The sequence below is a fragment of the Zoogloea sp. genome, assembly GCF_028693495.1.
Classification (GTDB): domain Bacteria; phylum Pseudomonadota; class Gammaproteobacteria; order Burkholderiales; family Rhodocyclaceae; genus Zoogloea.
Window position 1 is genome coordinate 13,178 of sequence record NZ_JAQUVG010000016.1, and the last position, 17,490, is coordinate 30,667.

21 protein-coding genes and 1 pseudogene are annotated in these 17,490 nt (G+C 64.5%); 17 read left to right on the forward strand and 5 right to left on the reverse strand.

Annotated features, from left to right (window positions below):
- Positions 1–2 precede the first annotated feature (2 nt).
- From PHD22_RS04490 to PHD22_RS04505, 4 genes are read right to left on the reverse strand one after another with little or no spacing between them, the layout of a single operon-like run.
- Positions 3–2,213: a bifunctional (p)ppGpp synthetase/guanosine-3',5'-bis(diphosphate) 3'-pyrophosphohydrolase gene (locus tag PHD22_RS04490; RefSeq protein WP_299862882.1), complete on the reverse strand. Its 2,211-nt coding sequence runs from the start codon at positions 2,211–2,213 to the stop codon at positions 3–5.
- Between the two features lie 23 nt (positions 2,214–2,236).
- Positions 2,237–2,452: a DNA-directed RNA polymerase subunit omega gene (gene rpoZ / locus PHD22_RS04495; protein WP_299862886.1), complete on the reverse strand. Its 216-nt coding sequence runs from the start codon at positions 2,450–2,452 to the stop codon at positions 2,237–2,239.
- 1 nt (position 2,453) lies between these two features.
- Positions 2,454–3,068: a guanylate kinase gene (gene gmk, locus PHD22_RS04500; RefSeq protein ID WP_299862889.1), complete on the reverse strand. Its 615-nt coding sequence runs from the start codon at positions 3,066–3,068 to the stop codon at positions 2,454–2,456.
- A 9-nt stretch (positions 3,069–3,077) separates the two neighbouring features.
- Positions 3,078–3,944: a YicC/YloC family endoribonuclease gene (locus tag PHD22_RS04505; protein WP_299862892.1), complete on the reverse strand. Its 867-nt coding sequence runs from the start codon at positions 3,942–3,944 to the stop codon at positions 3,078–3,080.
- A gap of 96 nt (positions 3,945–4,040) precedes the next feature.
- Here PHD22_RS04505 and PHD22_RS04510 point away from each other — a divergent pair, with 96 nt between their 5' ends.
- Both PHD22_RS04510 and PHD22_RS04515 read left to right on the forward strand, forming a co-directional pair.
- Positions 4,041–4,988 (forward strand): serine/threonine-protein kinase, encoded by a 948-nt coding sequence (locus PHD22_RS04510; protein ID WP_299862895.1) that lies wholly within the window; start codon positions 4,041–4,043, stop codon positions 4,986–4,988.
- Positions 4,988–5,899 (forward strand): PP2C family serine/threonine-protein phosphatase, encoded by a 912-nt coding sequence (locus tag PHD22_RS04515; protein WP_299862899.1) that lies wholly within the window; start codon positions 4,988–4,990, stop codon positions 5,897–5,899. The genes PHD22_RS04510 and PHD22_RS04515 overlap by 1 nt, the downstream gene beginning before the upstream one ends.
- 144 nt (positions 5,900–6,043) lie before the next feature.
- Here the strand turns inward: PHD22_RS04515 and PHD22_RS04520 are convergent.
- Positions 6,044–6,862 (reverse strand): annotated as a pseudogene (locus PHD22_RS04520) (IS5 family transposase).
- 79 nt (positions 6,863–6,941) lie between these two features.
- Between PHD22_RS04520 and PHD22_RS04525 the strand changes: the two are divergent.
- From PHD22_RS04525 to PHD22_RS04595, 15 genes are all read left to right on the forward strand, one after another.
- Complete coding sequence (locus tag PHD22_RS04525) at positions 6,942–7,142, forward strand: type II toxin-antitoxin system HicA family toxin (protein ID WP_299862901.1); 201 nt, start codon at positions 6,942–6,944, stop codon at positions 7,140–7,142.
- A 13-nt stretch (positions 7,143–7,155) separates the two neighbouring features.
- The gene (locus PHD22_RS04530) at positions 7,156–7,551 is read left to right on the forward strand and encodes a type II toxin-antitoxin system HicB family antitoxin (RefSeq protein WP_299862904.1); all 396 of its coding nucleotides are present in this window, start codon (positions 7,156–7,158) and stop codon (positions 7,549–7,551) included.
- A gap of 131 nt (positions 7,552–7,682) precedes the next feature.
- Positions 7,683–8,024 (forward strand): hypothetical protein, encoded by a 342-nt coding sequence (locus PHD22_RS04535; RefSeq protein WP_299862907.1) that lies wholly within the window; start codon positions 7,683–7,685, stop codon positions 8,022–8,024.
- 152 nt (positions 8,025–8,176) lie between these two features.
- Entirely contained in the window at positions 8,177–8,437 is a 261-nt protein-coding gene (locus PHD22_RS04540) for a DUF4258 domain-containing protein (RefSeq protein ID WP_299862910.1), read from the forward strand.
- Positions 8,434–8,631 carry a DUF2283 domain-containing protein gene (locus PHD22_RS04545; protein WP_299862913.1) on the forward strand — a complete coding sequence of 66 codons (198 nt, stop codon included), beginning with the start codon at positions 8,434–8,436 and terminating at the stop codon, positions 8,629–8,631. The genes PHD22_RS04540 and PHD22_RS04545 overlap by 4 nt, the downstream gene beginning before the upstream one ends.
- A gap of 217 nt (positions 8,632–8,848) precedes the next feature.
- The gene (locus PHD22_RS04550) at positions 8,849–9,286 is read left to right on the forward strand and encodes a recombinase family protein (RefSeq protein WP_299862916.1); all 438 of its coding nucleotides are present in this window, start codon (positions 8,849–8,851) and stop codon (positions 9,284–9,286) included.
- 124 nt (positions 9,287–9,410) lie between these two features.
- Positions 9,411–10,151, forward strand: coding sequence for a ribonuclease PH (rph, locus tag PHD22_RS04555; protein WP_299862920.1), 741 nt, complete (start codon positions 9,411–9,413; stop codon positions 10,149–10,151).
- A gap of 23 nt (positions 10,152–10,174) precedes the next feature.
- Entirely contained in the window at positions 10,175–10,768 is a 594-nt protein-coding gene (gene rdgB / locus PHD22_RS04560) for an RdgB/HAM1 family non-canonical purine NTP pyrophosphatase (protein WP_299862923.1), read from the forward strand.
- Positions 10,769–10,807: 39 nt separating this feature from the next.
- Positions 10,808–12,037: a radical SAM family heme chaperone HemW gene (gene hemW / locus PHD22_RS04565; RefSeq protein WP_299862926.1), complete on the forward strand. Its 1,230-nt coding sequence runs from the start codon at positions 10,808–10,810 to the stop codon at positions 12,035–12,037.
- Positions 12,038–12,042: 5 nt separating this feature from the next.
- Entirely contained in the window at positions 12,043–13,278 is a 1,236-nt protein-coding gene (locus tag PHD22_RS04570) for a class I SAM-dependent methyltransferase (protein ID WP_299862929.1), read from the forward strand.
- Positions 13,279–13,419: 141 nt separating this feature from the next.
- A complete protein-coding gene (gene gshA, locus PHD22_RS04575; RefSeq protein WP_299862932.1) occupies positions 13,420–14,715 on the forward strand; it encodes a glutamate--cysteine ligase in 1,296 nt (431 codons plus the stop codon).
- A gap of 14 nt (positions 14,716–14,729) precedes the next feature.
- On the forward strand, positions 14,730–15,671 hold the full coding sequence (gene gshB / locus PHD22_RS04580) for a glutathione synthase (RefSeq protein ID WP_299862935.1): 942 nt from the start codon (positions 14,730–14,732) through the stop codon (positions 15,669–15,671).
- Positions 15,662–16,708, forward strand: coding sequence for an FAD:protein FMN transferase (locus PHD22_RS04585; RefSeq protein WP_299862982.1), 1,047 nt, complete (start codon positions 15,662–15,664; stop codon positions 16,706–16,708). Before gshB ends, PHD22_RS04585 begins: the two co-directional genes overlap by 10 nt.
- Positions 16,709–16,750: 42 nt before the next feature.
- The gene (locus PHD22_RS04590) at positions 16,751–17,143 is read left to right on the forward strand and encodes a PTS fructose transporter subunit IIA (RefSeq protein ID WP_299862938.1); all 393 of its coding nucleotides are present in this window, start codon (positions 16,751–16,753) and stop codon (positions 17,141–17,143) included.
- A gap of 54 nt (positions 17,144–17,197) precedes the next feature.
- The gene (locus PHD22_RS04595) at positions 17,198–17,467 is read left to right on the forward strand and encodes an HPr family phosphocarrier protein (RefSeq protein WP_299862939.1); all 270 of its coding nucleotides are present in this window, start codon (positions 17,198–17,200) and stop codon (positions 17,465–17,467) included.
- The last annotated feature ends 23 nt before the right edge of the window (positions 17,468–17,490 follow it).

A 17,490-nucleotide genomic window follows, 5' to 3' on the forward strand; every position in this document is an offset into this window, starting at 1 on the left:
CCTCAGACCGCTTTCTGATCGGCCTTGAGGCGATTGATGCGGACCACCTCGGGAATGTTGCGCATCCCCCGGATGACCTTGGCCAGGTGCAGGCGATGAGTCACCTGCAAGGTGATGTAGATCGTGGAGTACGGCCCCTGCTCCCCATCGGTGCTGACGTTCTGGATATTGCACTCCTGCTCGGCAATGGCGTTGGCAACCTTGGCCAGCACGCCCCGCACGTTCTGGGTCAGAAGCTTGAGGGTGACATCGAACAGACGATCGGTGGCAGCCTCCCACTCCACGTCGATCCAGCGATCCCGCTCGCTGCGCAGCTTGCGGGCCTGGGGGCAGTCGTGCATGTGCACCTCCAGTCCCTGCCCCTTGCGGATGATCCCGACGATGGGGTCGCCCGGGATCGGCCGGCAACAGCGGGCCAGCTGGACAGCAACCCCTTCCGTGCCACGGATCAGGATGGCTCCTGCGGGCTTGGGCTTGACCACATCGGCCCGGCCGGATTCCACGTCCTGGATCTCCGCCAGGCGCCGGGCGACGATGGCGGGCAGGCGCTTGCCGAGACCGATGTCGGTCATCAGCTCCTTTCGACTCGGGAGGGAAAACTCCCGCAGGAACCGGTCCCAGGCGAAGGTGCTGACCTGACCGAGGGTCAGTCCATGAGGACGCAGGGCCTGGTTCAGGAGGCGCTCCCCCAGCGTGGAGGCCTCTTCCTGCTGCGCATTCTTGAGAAAATGACGGATCTGCGCCCGGGCCTTGCCCGTACGCACATAGCTCAGCCAGGCCGGATTGGGACTGGCGTGGGCTGCGGTGATAATCTCGATCTGATCGCCATTGTGGAGTTCGGTACGCAGGGGCATCAGCTCACCGTTGATGCGCCCGGCGACACAGCGGTTGCCCACGTCGGTGTGCACCGCATAGGCAAAATCCACCACCGTTGCGCCCCGGGGCAAAGCAAAGATCTTGCCCTTGGGAGTGAAGGCGTATACCTCTCCGGGAAACAGATCCACCTTCACGTGCTCCAGGAATTCGCTGGAGTCGCCGGAGGTGTTCTGTAGTTCGAGGAGGGACTGCAGCCAGGAGTGGGTCTTGTGCTGCAGCTCGGTGAGGGTCTTCTCGTCTTCCTTGTAGAGCCAGTGGGAGGCCACGCCGCTCTCGGCGATGTGGTTCATCTCGTGGGTGCGGATCTGCACCTCCACCGGCGTGCCGAAGGGACCGATCAGGGTCGTGTGGAGGGACTGGTAGCCATTGCCCTTGGGAATGGCGATGTAATCCTTGAACTTGCCGGGCACCGGCTTGTAGAGGGCATGCAGGGCCCCCAGCGCCCGGTAGCAGGTCTGGATGTCGGGCACGATGACCCGGAAACCGTAGATATCGAGCACCTGGGAGAAGCTCAGGTGCTTCTCGACCATCTTGCGGTAGATGCTGTAGAGATGCTTTTCACGTCCCCGCACCTCGGCCTGGATGCTCCACTGGGGCAGGCGCTCCTCGATCGCGTGGAGGATTTTGCCCACCACCTCGCGGCGATTGCCCCGGGCAGCAAGGATGGCCTTGGAGAGCACCGCGAAACGCATCGGATAACGGTGGGTGAACGCCAGCTCCTGGAGCTCCCGGTAGAGGCTGTTGAGGCCCAGCCGGTTGGCAATCGGCGCATGGATTTCCTGGGTTTCCCGGGCAATCCGGCGACGCTTGTCGGGCCGCATGTGGTCGAGGGTCCGCATGTTGTGCAGACGGTCGGCCAGCTTGATGAGGATTACCCGCAGATCGCTGGCCATGGCCAGCAGCATCTTGCGGAAGTTTTCCGCCTGGGCTTCCTCGTGGGACTGGAATTCGATCTTGTCGAGCTTTGACACCCCGTCCACCAGCTCGGCGGTAGTCCGCCCGAAGCGCTCGGCGATCTCCGCCTTGGAGATGTGGGTATCCTCCATCACGTCGTGGAGCAGCGCAGCACACAGGGCCTGGCCGTCCAGTTTCCAGCCGGCCAGGATTTCGGCCACGGCGACAGGATGGGAGATGTAGGGTTCGCCACTCTTGCGGATCTGCCCCTGATGGGCATCCGCAGAAAAGTGATAGGCCGCCTCAATGCGCCCGACGTCCTCGGCACGCAGATATGCCGCGACCAAGGCCTTCAGGCGGGCAAAGTCGAGGGGCAGGATGGAGGAAACGGGAGGCTGAAAGACGCCGCTACCAGTCACCGGAATGGGAGCAGCGGGTTCCATGTCACAACTCCCGGTCGGGGCGCTCAGGCCTGGCCGCGGTTGAGGACTTCGGTGCCGACCTTGCCAGCAGCAATCTCGCGGAGGGCAACCACGGTGGGCTTGTCCTTGTCGTGGCGATCCAGGTCCACCTGCGGCGTGGCACCGGCCGTCAGCTGACGGGCACGATAGGTCGCCGCCAGCGTGAGCTGGAAGCGGTTGGGGATTCGTTTCAGACAATCATCGACAGTAACGCGGGCCATATCAATCCTGTTCCAGGTAATGGAAAAACGCCGGCTTGCGCGCCTCCTGGTTGGCGTAGCGCAGTCGGGATGCCCTCACCACGGCCACCAGATCATCCTGGGCCGCGGTCAGGTCTTCGTTGATTATAACGTAGTCGAACTCAGCCACATGGCGCATCTCGCCGCGCGCTGCCAGCACGCGGCGGGCAATCACATCCTCGCTGTCCGTCCCGCGTCCGCGCAGACGACGCTCGAGCTCCTCGACGGAAGGAGGAAGGATGAACACACCCACCGCCTTGGGGAACACCTTGCGCACCTGCTGGGCGCCCTGCCAGTCGATCTCCAGCAGGATGTCGGTACCGGACCCGATCTGCTCGGCCAGCCAGGCCCTGGAAGTGCCGTAGTAATTGCCATGCACCTCCGCCCACTCGAGGAAGACACCCCTGTCCTTCAGGGACAGAAAGGTGGACAGATCCACGAAATGATAGTGCTGCCCCTCCACCTCACCGGGCCGGGGCGCCCGGGTGGTGTAGGAGACCGACAGCCTGACCTGGGGATCCCGTTCCAGCAACGCGGCGACCAGGGTGGTTTTGCCAGCGCCGGAGGGGGCGGTGACGATGAACAGAGTACCGGGCATGGACCTTCCTTATTCGACGTTCTGGACCTGCTCGCGCATCTGCTCGATGGCCAGCTTGAGTTCGACCGCGATGGCGGTCATGTCGGCGGCCATGGCCTTGGACCCGAGGGTGTTGGCCTCCCGGTTGAGCTCCTGCATCAGGAAATCCAGGCGCTTGCCCGCCGAACCTCCGGCCTTGAGGATGCGCTCCACCTCATCCAGGTGGGTGCTGAGACGGGACAGCTCCTCAGCCACATCCACCCGCTGGGCGAACAGCCCCACTTCCAGGCGGATGCGGTCATCGTCCAGGGTTGCTGCCGCATCGCGCAGGCGGTTGGCCAGCTTTTCCTGGTATTCCGCCACCAGCGCCGGCACCCGGGGCTGGACTGTGGTCACCAGCTCGCGCATCCGCGCAATCCGGCCGCGGATCATCTCGGCAAGCTTCTCACCCTCCCGGCGCCGGCTCGCCACCAGTTCGTCCAGGGCCGCCGCGATGGTCGCCGCAATATCTGCCTGCATCGACTCGAACGTGACACTGTCATCCGCCAGGATCCCGGGCCAGCGCAGCACCTCACCCACCGAAAGGGACGCTGCCTGGGGAAACCCTGCCAGCACGGCTGCCTGCGCGGCCTTGAGCTGGTTCAGGACGGCACCATTGATCGCGATGTCACGAGGTGCGCTATCCTTTGCCTGCAGGTTGAAACGGCATTCCACCTTGCCCCGCCCAAGGCGGCCGGTGATCGCCTCCCGAAGCATGGGTTCGGCCTGACGCAGGTCGTCGTTGATCCGGAAGGCCAGATCGAGGTAACGGGAATTGACGCTCCGCAACTCCAGGTGCAGGGCGACAGGGCCAAGGTCGCGGGTCTGGACGGCATAGCCGGTCATGCTGTGAATCATTGGATGTTTTTCCCGAGAGAGCGCGGCAAACGAAATTAACAAAGTAAACTGGAGGCTTCGAATGCCACCAAAGACCGAAGTGTAGCGCCCTGCCCGATGGCCACTCAACAAAACTGCGCCTTGCCGCCCGGCTTCCAGCTCGACCATTACCGGGTCGAGCGGCAGCTGTCGCTGGGTGGATTCTCCATCGTCTATCTGGCTTACGACCAGGACGGCACCCCGGTGGCCATCAAGGAGTACCTGCCCAACTCCCTCGCCCTGCGCGCCGAAGGAGAGGTAACGCCCCATGTGACCGAGGCCCACCAGGGTGCATTCCGTTACGGCATGAAGTGCTTTTTCGAGGAAGGCCGGGCCCTGGCCAAGCTGGTGCATCCCAACGTGGTCCGGGTTCTCAACTTCTTCCGGGCCAATGGCACGGTCTACATGGTGATGCAGTTCGAGCGGGGACGGACCCTCCACGACTACGTTCAAAAGAACAAGGGCAACGTCCGGGAACGCTTCATTCGCGGCGTGTTCACCCGCATGCTCAATGGCCTGCGGGAGGTCCATGCCCACAAGCTGCTGCATCTGGACATCAAGCCGTCCAACATCTACCTGCGCGCCGACGGCACCCCGGTACTCCTGGACTTCGGGGCGGCACGGCAGACCCTGATGTCCGACACACCGATCCTGAAACCCATGTACACCCCCGGCTTTGCCTCACCAGAGCAATTCACCAGCCGGGACGCCCTGGGACCCTGGAGCGACATCTACAGCGTAGGCGCCAGCCTGTACGCCTGTCTGGCCGGCACCTCCCCCCAACGCTCCGACGAGCGTCTGACCAACGACACCGTTGTCCCGGCCACCAAAGCCTGGGCGGGTCAATACTCGCCCCACTTCCTGGCCACCATTGACTGGTGCCTGCAACTGGATCCCCTGAAACGGCCGCAAAGCTGCTTTGCGCTGCAGAAGGTGCTGGCCCAGCGTCATCGGGAAGCGCCGCCGCCCCAGAAATCCTGGCTGGAAGGGTTGGGATCAAAACTTAAAACAATCATGGGTCGCTGATGAGATTCACCATTTACCAGGAGAGCCGCGTCGGCAAGCGACGCACCAACCAGGACCGGGTGGCTTACTCCTACACCCGGGATGCCTTGCTGATGGTGCTCGCCGACGGGATGGGCGGGCACCTCTACGGGGAGATCGCCGCCCAGCTGGCGGTGCAGTTCATTGCCCAGTCCTTCCAGCAGGAAGCCCGTCCGAAGGTCACCGATCCCATCCTGTTCCTGTCCCGGGTGATCAGCAACGCCCACCACGCCATCCTCGACTACGCCTTCGACAAGCAACTCTCCGACGTCCCGCGGACCACCATCGTCACCTGTCTGATCCAGGACGGCGTGGCCCACTGGGCCCACGCCGGGGACTCCCGCCTCTACATGATCCGCCGGGGCAAGGTGGTCGCTCAGACCCGTGACCACTCGCGGGTCCAGATGATGCTGGACCAGGGCCTGCTCGACGCCGAGGCGGCGGCAGTTCACCCCAGCCGCAACCGGATCTTCAGCTGCCTCGGTGGCAACCACCCACCCCAGATCGAGTTTTCACGGGCCGTGCCCCTGACCAACGGGGATGTTCTGGCCCTCTGTTCCGACGGCGTCTGGGGCCACCTGGAAAGCCACACGCTGGCATCCTTCCTGGAAAATGGCAAAGTCATGGAAGGAGTACCCCGGCTGATGAACGAAGCCGAGCGCCTGGGCGGCGCCCAGTGCGACAACCTCTCCCTCATCGCCATGAGCTGGCACGACGATCACCCGGAAGCCGACGGTCCGGACTCCGTCTCCACCCGGGGCATGGCCGCCGACGCCTTTACAACTCAGATGGAGGGCTTCGGGCGCAGCAAGCGCGACCAGGAAGATCTCTCCGAAGACGAAATCGAGCGAGCCATCCGCGAAATCAACGCAGCGATCCACAAGTTCAAGTGATGTTTCAGGCCACCTCATACGGTGGCCTTAGTTCTTTGAATTCAAGCACTTTTCAAAAAACACCGTTTCACGCCGTTTCACCCAAAATCACCCAATCGCCTACAATCTGTGTAGCTAGGTTTGTAGCTAGGAATTTGAAGTTCCCTAGAGCCTGTCCTGAACGATGTGCATGGCATCGGCCAGATGGGGCAGCCTGAGGCAGGCAAAGGCCAGATAGTGCACTCCAGCCAAGGTTTCGGGCAAGCGTTCGTAATCCCGGGCCAAGCGGCGAAAGCGCGCTGCCCAACCGAAACTGCGTTCGACCACCCAGCGCCGGGGTAACAGCACGAATCCCCGCTTGGCCTCGGGGAGTTTGACCACGTCGAGGGTGATGCCGTGTTCAAGGGCTGCATTGGCGGGGTTCTGGCCGGTATACCCCTGATCGACGTAGGCCAGGGTCACCTCCTGATTGCTCACGTCCTGGATCGCCTCGGCCAACTGGCCGACTTGATCCCGATCCTGTTCGTTGGCCGGCGTGACATGCAGCGCCAGCAGGTTGCCCAGCGTATCGACGGCCAGATGAACTTTCGAGCCCTTCTTGCGCTTGGCCCCGTTGTAGCCGGCGCGGGCACCGCTGGTGGGGGTCGATTGCAGCGTCCGGCTGTCCAGAATGGCCGCAGAGGGATGGGGTGTGCGCCCATCGGCCAGGCGCAGCAGCATGCGCAAGTCGTGCACGATGGCCTCGAAACAGCCGGCCTTGAATCAGCGCTGCATCTGCTGATGCACGCACGACCAGGGCGGCAGGTCGTTGGGCAGCATCCGCCACGGACAGCCGGTGCGCACCACGTAGCGAAGTGCGTTGAACACTTCCCGTAGATCGTGCCGGCGCTGGCCGGCATCAAGCGGAAACAGAATCAGGTAAGGGGCGACGAAGGCCCATTCTTCGTCGCTGACATCGGTCGGGTAGGGTTTTCGGTCTGCCATAGACCGCGAATCTTAAGGCTATGGCATGGTTCAGGACAGGCTCTAGGGATAGGCGAACGGGTTTGCTGCATCCCGCCCTATGTGTATCCTACACACCATAAACAGCGCCGACGTGATTCGCATGCTCAAGGCCGATGGCTGGGAAGAAGTCGCCACACGGGGCAGCCATCACCAGTTCAAGCACCCCGCCAAACCCGGCCGGGTGACGGTGCCGCACCCGAAGAAAGACCTTCCGACGGGAACGCTGCATTCGATCCTGAAACAAGCCGGCATCAAGTAAAGGAGGCCCCGCGATGCGCTACCCCATTGCAATTGAACCTGGCAACGATGCCAACGCTTGGGGCGTTGTTGTGCCCGATCTGCCGGGCTGCTTTTCAGCAGGAGACACCCTTGACGAAGCCATCGAACAGGCTCGTGAAGCCATCGTGCTTCACCTTTACGGGCTACTTGATGACGGGGAGGACATCCCACCGCCCCGCCCCGTGAGTGAACACCAGGGCCGGCCGGAGTTTGCGGGCTGGATCTGGGCTGTGGTGGAGATCGATCCCGCGATGCTCGATAGCCAAGTCGAACGGGTCAATATCACCTTGCCCCGGCGGGTGCTGTCCCGTCTGGATCGTGCCGCACGGGCGGCCGGTGAAACCCGGTCGGGCTACATCGCCCGGCTGGCCCTGGGGGAGCGGGTGTAGTCGTTACCGTCGTTCTGCCCACTCTCTGTTATTCCAGCGCCGGGCATGTCCCGGCGTTGTGCTTTCTGGCGCCCGGGTGCCGCCGGCCCTCGCCCTTGGTCTTTCACCTGGCGGGCGGACACAGCGGCCCCGTGGGCTTCCCTTCCACACTCCGGGCGCTGCATTGGGCGGTGTATCTCGAAAGCCATGCCCGGCGCTGCTATGGCGCGGCACAGGCCGGCGAAGCGGATACGGCACGGCGGATCCTGGAGCGGATTGCAAAGGGGGATCTTCCGCGGGAGGGCTTCGGGACGCGGGACATTCAGCGGGCGTGCTGGTCAGGGCTGGCCGATCAAAAGCAGGTTTCCGCCGGGTTGGATCTGCTGGTGGAACTGGGACACCTGGAAGCCTGGCAGGAGCCAACCCGCGGGCGGGTCAAGACGCTGTACATCGTGAATCCGAAGTCTTCACAGACTGCTGTGGCGAAGCACTGAGCGGAGCCGATTTTCCCCCACATGCACCAGGAAGCGAACTGACAAAACTGACAGAAGGGGCTTTTGTCAGTTTTGTCAGTGACCCCGCGGGGGGTGTATGGGGGAAATTTCGGGGCATTGCCTGGCGTCGCTGCTATGTTATGGTTCAAGCCATGCACTCACGCCGATTTGACCGCCCGATCATTCTGACCCGTCATGCCCGCTTGCGCATGGATGAGCGCAATATCAGCCAAGCGGAATTGCTGGCGGTAATCGATACCGGAGAAACACGATACAAGGACGACTCCCACCTGTGGGCGTTCAAGCACATTTCAGAGCGTGCCGACAATCTTGTTTGCGCGGTGCTGGTGCTCGAAGATTCGGTAGTGGTCAAGACCGTGATGCATCACTTCAGTTTGGAGGCCTCGCCATGAGAACCACGTATTACGACGATGACGACATTCTTGTGATTCGCCTGAGTGACAAGCCTATTGCTCGCGAGGTGTCGCAGGACTGGAACACCCATGTCAGTTACGCCGCCGATGGAACCGCCGTGGAAGTGGTTGTTCTGGATGCCCGTGCAAGCGGGGCGTTGCCGGTAGAGGTTGCGCACGGACACGCTGCTTGACGGGGCTTCTGTAGGAATGTTTTCAAATCGGGGGGCGAGTCCCCTAATCCAAGACCAGCGCCGGGCACGTCCCGGCGTTGTGCTTTCTGGCAGACGGGCGCCGCCGGCCCTTCGCCCCCTCGAAGCCGTGCCCGGCCGTTTCCCCTGCGTTTCTCGATTTTGGCGTTTCGGTCGATAGCTCAAAAGGTATAGGTTTTGAGCCAGAAAGAAGCCCGCCATGTCCGCCATCGTCGCCTATGCCCGCGTCTCGACCGATGACCAAACCTGCGAGAACCAGCGCCGCACCATTTCGGCCCGCTACGCCGTAGCGAAGTGGTTCACCGATGACGGGGTATCGGGTGCGATCGCTGCGACCGAGCGCCCATCGATGGCGGCCCTGCTGGCCTATGTGCGGGAGGGGGACGTGGTAATCGTTGCCGCAATCGACCGGCTCGGGCGCAACACCATTGACGTGCTCTGCACCGTTGAAGCCCTGAAGGCCAAGGGCGTGTCGGTGGTTTCGATGCGGGAAGGCTTCGACCTGGTGCCCCCCGCCGGCAAGCCCCTGGGGCGGTCCAAGAGCCTTGACGATGCCGCCGTTGGCGCCGGCGGAGCACTTCGGCATTTAGGTGGCGAGTGTGAAGCGGGCTTGCTCGAAGGTAAGTGCAAGGCGTGACCAATGCCGGCTGTGAAGCTGGCACAATCAGGGGACGCCTAAAGCATCCGTGTAGCTAGAGGCAGCCAAACCCCTACCACACAAGGCTTTCAACCACAAGCAGAAGAACCCATCCCAAGTTCAAATGACCGACACCTCCTTCGCCCGCCCCAGTGGCCGCACGCCCGCCCAGCTCCGCCCCATCCGCATCACCCGCGGCTTTACCCGCCACGCAGAAGGCTCGGTGCTCATCGAATTCGGCGACACCCGGGTGCTGTGCACGGCCAGTGTCGAAGAGAGCGTCCCCCCCTTCCTGCGCGGCAAGGGCCAGGGCTGGCTGACCGCCGAATACGGCATGCTGCCCCGCTCCACCCACACCCGCAGCGCCCGCGAAGCGGCCAAGGGCAAGCAGAGCGGCCGGACCCAGGAGATCCAGCGCCTGATCGGGCGCAGCCTGCGCGCCGTGGTGGACATGACCGCCCTGGGCGAGCGCCAGATCACCATCGATTGCGACGTGCTTCAGGCTGACGGAGGCACCCGCACCGCATCCATCACAGGCGCCTGCATTGCTGTCCATGAAGCCCTGGAGGGGCTGGTCAAGGCCGGCAAGCTGCCTGCCAACCCGATGCGCGACTTCGTCGCCGCCATCTCGGTGGGCATCTACAAGGGGGTTCCCGTGCTCGACCTCGATTACCCGGAAGACTCCGGCTGTGAAACCGACATGAACGTGGTCATGACGGGCAGCGGCGGCTTTGTCGAAGTCCAGGGCACCGCCGAAGGCGCGCCCTTTTCCCGCGCTGAACTGGACAGCCTGCTGGAACTGGCCGGCACCGGCATTGCCGAACTCGTTGTGGAACAGAAAAAGGCCCTCGGCATTCCAGCCTGAGCGCCACGAAAGCGAGGCCCCCCATGAAACAGCTCGTCCTGGCCAGCGGCAACGCCGGCAAGCTCAAGGAACTCTCCGCCCTGCTCGCCCCCCTCGGCATCGAGGTGCTGCCTCAGTCGGCCTTCCAAGTCCCGGAAGCCGAAGAGCCTCACCCAAGCTTCATCGAAAACGCCATCGCCAAAGCCCGCCACGCCGCCCATGTCACCGGCCTGCCGGCCCTGGCTGACGACTCGGGGCTGTGCGTGCACATCCTGGGAGGATCCCCCGGCGTCCTGTCAGCGCGCTTCGCCGGCGAACCCAAGTCCGACCAGCGCAACAACGAACTGCTTCTGACCCGACTTGCCGGCCAGACAGATCGCCGGGCACGCTTCTACTGCGCCCTCGCCCTGGTCCGTCACGCGGACGACCCCCAGCCCCTGATGGCTACCGGCGAATGGCACGGGGAAATCCTCGATGCCCCCCGGGGCAGTGCCGGCTTTGGCTACGACCCCCTGTTCCTGGTGCCCGACCTGGAGCAGACTGCCGCCGAAATCCCCGCCGAACTCAAGAATGTCCTGTCCCACCGGGGCAAGGCCTTCCGCCAGCTCCTCGACAAGCTGCAGGCCGAACTGGCCTGACCTTTTGCCGGCCCTGGGCCGGCCTCGCTGCACATGCCGATGTCCAACCACCGCACCATCCCCATTACGCCTCGCTCTCCAGCTCCCCGCAGCGACCAGGGCGGCTTCGAATCCCGCCTCAGCGCATCGCCTCCCCTGGCGCTCTATGTGCATTTCCCCTGGTGCGTGAAGAAGTGCCCTTACTGCGACTTCAACTCCCACGGAGTACGCGACGAAGGCATTCCCGAAGCGGCTTACATCCAGGCCCTGATCGCCGATCTGGAAGGCGCACTGCCTCAGATCTGGGGACGACGGGTGCACAGCATCTTCATCGGCGGCGGCACCCCCAGCCTGCTGAGTCCGGACGGGCTGGACCAGCTCCTCACCGGCATCCGGATGCGCACCCTCCTCGACCCGATGGCCGAAATCACCCTGGAAGCCAACCCGGGCACTGTGGATGCGGGTCGTTTCAAGGCCTTCCGGGAAACCGGTGTCAATCGCCTGTCCGTGGGCATCCAGAGCTTCAATGAGCGCCACCTGCAGGCTCTGGGACGCATCCATGGCCGGGCGGAGGCCATCGCCGCCGCCGAAGCCGCGCTGACCCACTTCGATGCGGTCAACCTGGACCTGATGTACGCCCTGCCGGAACAAAGCCTCGCCGAAGCCCGGGCGGATCTGGAAACCGCCCTTGCCCTGGCCCCGCCCCACCTGTCCTGCTACCACCTGACCCTGGAGCCGAACACGGCCTTCGCCTCGGCACCGCCCCCCATCCCCGATCCGGACTCGGCCGCCGACATGCAGGACCACATCGAGGAACGCCTGGCGGAAGCCGGCTATATCCACTACGAGACCTCGGCCTTCGCCAAACCCCACCAGGAATGTCGCCACAACCTGAACTACTGGACCTTCGGTGACTACCTGGGGATTGGCGCAGGCGCCCACGGCAAACTCTCCTCCCACGCAGGCATCATCCGGGAAACCCGGCCCAGGCACCCCTCCGCCTACCTGACGGCCAGCGGGACGGGCAGCTTCGTGCAGGAGCGCCGCACCATCGGCGCCAGCGAGCTGCCCTTCGAATTCATGATGAATGCCCTGCGGCTCAACAACGGCTTTCCCCGCCGGCTGTTCGCCGAGCGCACCGGCCTGCCCTTCGAAGCGCTGGAGGCCGGCCTGCTGAAGGCACGGCAGCAGGGCCTGGTGGAGGTGGATGGCGACATGATCCGCCCGACCCGCCAGGGACGGCATTTCCTCAACGAACTGCTGGTGCTCTTCCTGGCAGGGGAAAACTGAGCCTGATGCCCTCCGCCAACACCCCCCCCCTCCCCGACCCGACCCAGCTCGGTCAGGTGTTCACCCCCGACCGGGTAGTACGGGCGATGCTGCGCCTGCGCCACAACCCTGGCCGGGTCCTGGAGCCGTCCTGTGGTGACGGAGCCTTTCTGCGTCAGCTCAACAACGCGGTGGGAATCGAGCTGGACCCCCGCCAGTGCCCACCGGATGCCCTCAACATCGACTTCTTCGCCTATCCGGAAGAGGAGAAATTCGACACGGTGATCGGCAACCCGCCCTATGTGCGCTACCAGGACATGCCCGCCAGCACCCGTGCCCTGCTCCGCCTGGACGGCTTCGATGAACGCAGCAACCTTTACCTGTTCTTCATCGAAAAGTGCATCCGGCACCTGAAGCCGGGGGGTGAGCTGATCTTCATCACTCCCCGGGACTTCCTCAAGGCCACCAGCGCGCGCAGCCTCAACCGCTCCCTGCACCAGCGGGGCACCATTACCCACGCCATCGAACTGGGAGATGCCCGGGTATTTCCCAACGCCGTCCCCAACTGCCTGATCTGGCGCTACGAGCTGGACAACCTGTGTCATCAGACCGCCTGGGCGCATCTGGGCCAGGGGGATGACCTCAGCCATGGGCTGGACCACCCCCACTGGCAATTCCGCCACTTCGCCGAAAGCGCCGGCCATCTGCTGTTCTGCAAGGGGACATATCCCCTCAGCCTGAGCCGGATCGCCAGCGTACGGGTGGGGGCCGTATCCGGCGCCGACCTCCTCTTCGTAAACGATGAAGCCGGTACCCGGGACTTCGTCCACTCGGGGACCGCCCGCAGTGGCCGCACCCGCCGGATGATCTGGAGCGAACCTGGCGAAGCCCCACCGGCGGCCCTGCTCCCCCACAAAACCCGTCTGATGGCCCGGCGCATCCGCCCCTTCGACGAGAGCAACTGGTGGCAATGGGGCCGGGGCTACCCCCAGAGCGATGCTCCGCGCGTCTATGTCAATACCAAGACCCGTCACCCTCACCCCTTCTTCACCCACCCCTGCTGCCACTTCGACGGGGCCGTCATGGCCCTCTTTCCCCACCGCCAGGACGTGAATATCGACGCTTTCCGGGATGTCCTCAATGGGGTCGACTGGGCCGATCTGGGCTTCGTCTGTGACGGACGTTACCTGTTCACCCAGCGCAGCCTCGAGAACGCACCCCTGCCTGGCGAATTCGCCGCCTTCCTGCCCGAACCGGCCTGAAGCGGGTGCGCCGGAAAAGGGCGAACCGGAGGGATGGTGTAACATCGAGTGAACGATAACGGGCCGCGCGGGTCCATGACGCTCCTTCCAGGCGTCGGGCCACCGACGCACCGCCCACCCGAGAACAGTCTGCGAGGCACCATGGTCCCCCATCTCACCACCGCACTCACCGGCCCCCTGCTGGAGCTGGAACGCCATTTCCTCGACAAGGCCTGCGCCATCGAGCGCTGGATGCGTACCCAGTGGCAGGAACACATGCCCCCCTTCTACGGCTCCACCGACCTGCGCAACTCCGGCTTCAAGCTGGCGCCGGTGGATCTCAACCTCTTCCCGGGTGGTTTCAACAACCTCAACGACGCCTTCATGCCCCTGTGCGTCCAGGCAGCCCAGGCCGCCATCGAGCGCATCTGCGTGGGGGCCGGCTCGATCCTGCTGATTCCGGAGAACCACACCCGCAACCAGTTCTACCTGCAGAACGTGGCCAAGCTGGTGTCCATCCTGCGCCTCACCGGCCTGGAAGTCCGGCTGGGCAGCCTGCTGCCCGAGATCACCGAGCCGACCGTGGTCGAGCTGGCCAATGGCAGCAGCCTCACCCTCGAGCCCCTGGTCCACCATGACAACCGCCTCGGCCTGAAGGACTTCAAGCCGTGCGCCGTGCTGCTCAACAACGACCTGTCTGCCGGCATTCCGGCCATGCTCGAAGGGCTCTCCGACCAGTGGGTCATTCCCCCGGTCCATGCCGGATGGCATTCCCGCCGCAAATCCAACCACGCGGCCGCCTACGACAAGGTCACCCAGGATTTCTGTGCTGCCATCGGCATCGACCCCTGGCGCATCAACCCGGCCTGGGATACCTGTTCGGGCCTGGATTTCCATGCCCGCACCGGAGAGCAGGAACTGGCCGACAAGGTCGCAGCGATGCTCGACCACATCCGCGCCAAGTACAAGGAGTACGGGGTGAGCGACGAGCCCTTCGTGGTGGTCAAGGCCGACGCCGGCACCTACGGCATGGGCGTCATGACGGTCAAGGACGCCGCCGAGCTGATCGGCCTCAACCGCAAGCAGCGCAACAAGATGAGCGTGGTCAAGGAGGGCCTGGAGGTGCACGACGTGATCATCCAGGAAGGCGTGCATACCTTCGAGACCCTCAACGGCGCGGTCGCCGAACCGGTGGTCTACATGATGGATCACTACGTGGTGGGCGGTTTCTACCGGGTCCACACCCAGCGCGGCCGCGACGAGAACCTCAACGCCCCGGGCATGCACTTCGAACCGCTGGCCTTCGACACCTCCTGCAGCCTGCCCGACAGCAACCAGGGCCCTGATGCGCCGCCCAACCGCTTCTACGCCTACGGCGTGGTGGCCCGTCTGGCCCTGCTGGCCGCAGCCCTCGAGATCGAGGCCACCGAGCCCACTTCCGTGGCCGTGGCCGCCTGAGTCCGGAGCACCCGATGAAATTCGCCTTCATCCTCGACCCTCTTCATCAGCTCAAGGCCTACAAGGACTCCAGCATCGCCATGCTGCGGGCAGCGGCCCGTCGTGGCCATCAGGTCTTCGCCATCCAACGGCCGGATCTGATCTGGGAAGCCGGCACGGTGTCGGCGCGGGCCCTCGCCCTCACGGTGAGCGACAACGATGACGACTGGTACCGGCCTGGCGACGAAACCCACCTGCCCCTGACTGCCTTCGATGCGGTGCTGATGCGCCAGGATCCGCCCTTCGACTTCGAATACGTCACCGCCACCTGGCTGCTCGAGCGGGCCACCCAGGCCGGCGCCCGGGTCTTCAACCACCCCTGCGCCATCCGCGATCACTCCGAAAAACTGGCCATCACCGAGTTTCCCCAGTTCACGCCACCGACCCGGGTGGCCCGTGCAGCAGCGGATCTCAACGCCTTCATCGATGCCCACGGGGACACCATCCTCAAGCCCCTGGACGGCATGGGCGGCAGCCAGATCTTCCGGGTGAAGGCCGACGACCCCAACCGCAACGTGATCATCGAGACCCTCACCGACAACGGCCAGCGCACCATCATGGCCCAGGGTTTCCTGCCGGCCATCTCCGGCGGCGACAAGCGGGTGCTGATCATCGGCGGGAAGGTCATCCCCTACGCCCTCGCCCGCATTCCAATGGCCGGCGAGACCCGTGGCAACCTGGCTGCCGGCGGCCGCGGAGTGGCCATGCCCCTCACCGACGGTGAGCGTGCCATCGCCGAATACCTCGCCCCGATCCTGTGGGCCCGCGGGCTCCTCATCGTCGGCCTGGATGTCATCGGCGACTGCCTCACCGAGATCAACGTCACCAGTCCCACCTGCATGGTCGAAATCACGGCCCAGATGGGCTTCGACGTTCCTGGCGCAGTCATCGACGCCCTTGAGGAGGCCTGCTCCTGACGCTCCGGGCTCTCGCCTGGCTGGCCAGCGCCTGTCTGCTGCTCCTTTCAGGCTGCAGCAGAGAACGTCTCCACCAGCAGGAGGCCTATGTCTTCGGCACCCGGGTGGAAGTGCTCACCTGGGACTCATCCGAGGACAAGGCCCGGACAGCCATGGCCGAGGTATTGCGGGAATTCGACCGGCTGCACCGGGCTTACCATGCCTGGGAGCCCTCAGAGCTGACCGCCCTCAACGACGCCATTGCCGCCGGACGCCCGGACATCCCGGTATCGGATGAGCTGGCTGCCATGCTCGCCGACGCCCAGCGCATCTCCGCCACCGGCGACGGGCTCTTCGACCCGGCCCTGGGCAGGCTGATCCAGCTGTGGGGCTTCCATACGGATACCTTCCAGCCCGTTCGTCCCGACCCTGCCGACCTCAATGCCCTGCTCCGGGCCCGGCCCCGGATCGCCGACCTGAGCATCGCCCACAATACGGTCACCAGCCCCAATCCGGCCGTCCAGCTGGATCTGGGAGGGTATGCCAAGGGCTATGCCCTCGACCGGGCTGCCGCCATCCTGCAGGACAAGGGCATCTCCAACGCCCTGATCAACATCGGCGGCAACCTGCTGGCCCTGGGCAGCAAGGGCGACCAACCCTGGCGGGTGGGCATCCAGCACCCCAGGGAACCCCGGCCCCTGGCCACCCTGCCCCTGCGGGACGGGGAGGCCATCGGCACCTCGGGGGATTACCAGCGCTTCTTCGAGATGGAGGGTGAGCGCTACTGCCACCTCCTGGATCCCCGCAGCGGCCAGCCGGCACAAGGCACCCAGGCGGTCACCGTCCTGGTCACCCCACGCCCGAGGGCCGGCACCCTGTCCGACGCTGCCAGCAAGCCCGTCTATCTCGGGGGAGAAGCCTGGCGCGACTACGCCCGGCGTTTCGGCATAGCCCATGCTTTGCGGGTGGATGGGGCAGGCCGTGTCGAAGTCACCCGGGCCCTGAAAGACCGCCTGCAGTTTGGCAAGGACATCATCCCCACCCGGGTCGTGGATTGAAGCCCCGTTGTCCGACCAGCCCCTTGGGATAGAATGGCACCCATGATCGGTGTCCTCCTCATCACCCACGGAACCCTCGGCGAAGCGCTGATTCAGTGCGCCTGCCACGTGATGAACCGACGCCCCGTTCAGATGCTGCAACTGGGCGTCAGCTCCCAGGACGATCCCCTCGACATCCTGCCCCTGGCCCACCAGCTGCTTCAGATGGTGGACTCCGGTGAGGGCGTGCTGGTGCTCACCGACATCCTCGGCGCCACACCCGCCAATCTGGCCGCCAAACTGCTGGCGCCCGGCCGGGTCGAGGGTGTGGCCGGGGTCAATCTGCCCATGCTGCTGCGAACGATCACCTACCGGGAGCGGGGCATGGAGCTCCTGGTCAAGAAGGCCGTGGCCGGCGCCTGCGAAGGCGTCGTTCACATGAAGCCGACGGCCTGAGGCCGCCACACCCGCCCCTCGCCCCATCCACCCCTTCACAGGAAGAACCGACCCATGCCGCGCCAGGAAGCTGAAATCATCAACAAGCTGGGCCTGCACGCCCGTGCCTCTGCCAAGCTCACCCAGACCGCCAGTGCCTTCCAGTGCGAAGTGTGGCTGGAACGCAATGGCAAGCGGGTCAACGCCAAGAGCATCATGGGGGTAATGATGCTGGCCGCCGCCAAGGGCACCAGGATCACCATCGACACCACCGGCAGCGATGCCGATGAAGCCATGACGGCGATCCTCGCGCTGATCAACGACTACTTTGGCGAAGGCGAGTAAGCCCTCCCGACGCACCCCACCAG